Annotated in this window: 2 protein-coding genes; both read left to right on the forward strand. The window is 75.6% G+C overall.

The window, feature by feature from the left end; translation table 11 throughout:
* On the forward strand, positions 1-2,367 hold a 2,367-nt coding region (locus tag ABD844_RS11500), incomplete at its 5' end, for a DEAD/DEAH box helicase (RefSeq protein ID WP_344875858.1).
* Positions 2,364-3,147 (forward strand): SWIM zinc finger family protein (locus ABD844_RS11505; protein WP_344875860.1); only part of this gene is annotated, 784 nt, incomplete at its 3' end. The genes ABD844_RS11500 and ABD844_RS11505, both read left to right, overlap by 4 nt.

Raw genomic sequence — 3,147 nt, forward strand, 5'->3', positions numbered from 1 at the left:
GCCATGCCCGCCACCGCCCGCGCCGTCCTGGACGACGGGGAGCTGGTGCTGCCCGACGCGGAACCGCTGCTGCGGGCCTTCCTCGACGCCGTGGCCGACGCCATGCCGCGCTCGCCCGGCGCGGTACGCGCCACCGGCGCCACCGCCTACGCCGCCGCCGCGCCCGTCAAGGTGCCCCACCTGCGCCGCTGGGCCGAGGAGGTCTCGGCCGGGCTCGACTCCGGGGTGCGGCTGTCGCTGCGCGTCGAGGCCGACGACCCGGCCGCCGCCGAGTTCCGCGCGGTCGTCCAGCTCCACAGCCTGGCCGACCCGTCCCTCGTGGTGGACGCCGCCGACCTGTGGCGCGGCGAGGAGCACAGGCGCGGGCAGGCGCTCGGGGCCCGCGCCAGGATCGAGGCCACCCTCGCCGTACGCCGGGCCGCCCGCGCCTGGCCCCGCCTGGAACGCCTGCTCGACAGCGCGGTGCCCGACGAGCTGACCCTCTCCGACGGTGACGTGGAGGAGCTGCTCGCCGGAGCCGTCGACCGCCTGGCCGCCGCCGGGGTGGACGTGCACTGGCCAAAGTCGTTCGTACGCGGCCTCAGCGCCCGAGCCGTCATCGGCGAGCGCGACGCCGCACCCTCCGACCTGCCCTCCTTCCTCGGGGGCCAGCACCTGACCAGCTTCGACTGGCAGCTCGCGCTCGGCGGCGAACGCCTGAGCGCCGCCGAGATGGACCGCCTGGCCGAGGCCCACCGCCCCGTGGTACGCCTGCGCGACCAGTGGGTGCTCATCGACCCCGCCCTGGCCCGCAAGGCCCGCCGCCGCGACCTCAAGCCGCTGACCGGCATCGAGGCGCTGGCCGCGGCGCTGACCGGCACGGTCGAGGTCGAAGGGGAGGACGGCCAGGCCGAACAGGTGCCCGTCGAGCCGACCGCCTGGCTGGACGAGCTGCGCGAGCGCCTGTCCGAGCCCGCCGACGCCGACCCGCCCGACGGCCTGGCCGCCACCCTGCGCGACTACCAGCTCGCCGGGCTGCGCTGGCTGGTCAGGATGACCTCGCTCGGGCTGGGCGCCTGCCTGGCCGACGACATGGGCCTGGGCAAGACGATCACGCTGATCGCCCTGCACCTGCACCGCGCCTCGGGGGCCACGCTCGTGGTCTGTCCCGCCTCGCTGCTGGGCAACTGGGAACGCGAGATCACCCGGTTCGCGCCCGGGGTGCCCGTACACCGCTACCACGGCGGCAACCGGGCCCTGCCGGAGGAGGGGGCGCAGGAGGGGTTCGTGCTCACCACGTACGCCACCATGCGCCTGGACGCGGGCCGCCTGGCAGAACAGCCCTGGGGCCTGCTGGTCGCCGACGAGGCCCAGCACGTCAAGAACCCCGCCTCCGGCACCGCCAAGGCGCTGCGCGAGATCCCCGCCGCCGCCCGCGTGGCCCTGACCGGCACCCCCGTGGAGAACAACCTGTCGGAGCTGTGGGCCATCCTCGACTGGACCACGCCGGGGCTGCTCGGCCCGCTCTCCCGGTTCCGCGCGCGCTGGGCCAAGCCCGTCGAGTCGGGCGACGGCGAGGCGGCCGAGCGGTTCGCGCGGCTGGCCGGGCCGTTCCTGCTGCGCCGCCGCAAGAGCGACCCCGGCATCGCGCCGGAGCTGCCGCCCAAGACCGAGACCGACCGGCCCGTCCCGCTCACCCCCGAGCAGGCCGGCCTGTACGAGGCGGTGGTCCGCGAGAGCATGGCCCAGATCGCCGCCGCCGACGGCATGGCCAGGCGCGGGCTGATCGTCAAGCTGCTCACCGGGCTCAAGCAGATCTGCAACCACCCCGCCCACTACCTGAAAGAGGCCGGCCAGCGCCTGCCCGGCCGCTCCGGCAAGCTGGAGCTGCTCGACGAACTCGTCGACACCATCGTCGCCGAGGACGGCGCGGTGCTCGTCTTCACCCAGTACGTCGCGATGGCCCGCCTCCTGGAACACCACCTCACCGGACGCGGCGTGGCCACCCAGCTCCTGCACGGCGGCACTCCCGTCGCCCGCCGCGAGGAGATGGTGCGGCGCTTCCAGGACGGCAGCGCGCCGGTGTTCCTGCTGTCGCTCAAGGCCGCCGGCACCGGCCTCAACCTGACCCGCGCCGACCACGTCATCCACTACGACCGCTGGTGGAACCCGGCCGTGGAGGACCAGGCCACCGACCGCGCCTACCGGATCGGCCAGACCAGGCCGGTGCAGGTGCACCGGCTCATCGCCGAAGGCACGATCGAGGACCGCATCGCCCAGATGCTCGCCGCCAAGCGCTCGCTCGCCGATGCCGTGCTGGCCTCCGGCGAGGCCGCCTTCACCGAGCTGACCGACGCCGAACTCGCCGCCCTGGTGGAGCTCCGATGACCGCCCCCGGCAAGTCAGACCCCGGCACGTCCGCCGCCCGTGGATTCGCCGCGTTCGCCCCGCAGCGCGCCGGCGCCCGCTTCGCCACCTCCTGGTGGGGCCGCGCCTGGGTCCAGGCCGTGGAGGACACCTCCCTCGACCACGTCCTGCTGCGCAAGGGCCGCGCGTACGCCAAGACCGGCCAGCTCGGCCCCATCACGGTCAGCCCCGGCCGCATCGCCGCCGTCGCCGAGAGCGAGTACGACGTCGTCGTCCGCGTCGAGCAGCTCACCGACGCCGCCTGGGAACGCTTCCTGGACCAGGTCGCCGCCAAGGCCGGGCACATCGCCGCGCTGCTCGACCGCGACATGCCGCACGAGCTGGTCGAGGCCGCCGAGGACGCCGCCGTGCCGCTGCTGCCGGCCGTCGGCGACCTGGAGCCCGAGTGCTCCTGCCCCGACTGGGGTCACCCCTGCAAGCACGCCGCCGCCCTGTGTTACCAGGCGTCGTGGCTGCTGGACGCCGACCCGTTCGTGCTGCTGCTCATGCGCGGGCGGGGCGAGGGCGAGGTGATCGAGGCGCTGCAGGAGCGTGACGTGCCCACCGCTGTGCCCGCTGTCGGGCCCGCTGATGGGGAGGCCGTGGCGCCGTCCGGGACGCCTGCCGGCGTGGCGTTCACGGCCGGGGTGCCGCCGCTGCCGCTGCCGCCGCCGTACGACGTCGGCTACACCGCGCCCGCCCTGCACCCCGCTCCCGGCGCCGACCCGGCCGCGCTGGCGGTGCTGGCGGCCGCCGCGTCCG

Source organism: Nonomuraea antimicrobica, from assembly GCF_039536965.1.
Lineage (GTDB): Bacteria > Actinomycetota > Actinomycetes > Streptosporangiales > Streptosporangiaceae > Nonomuraea > Nonomuraea antimicrobica.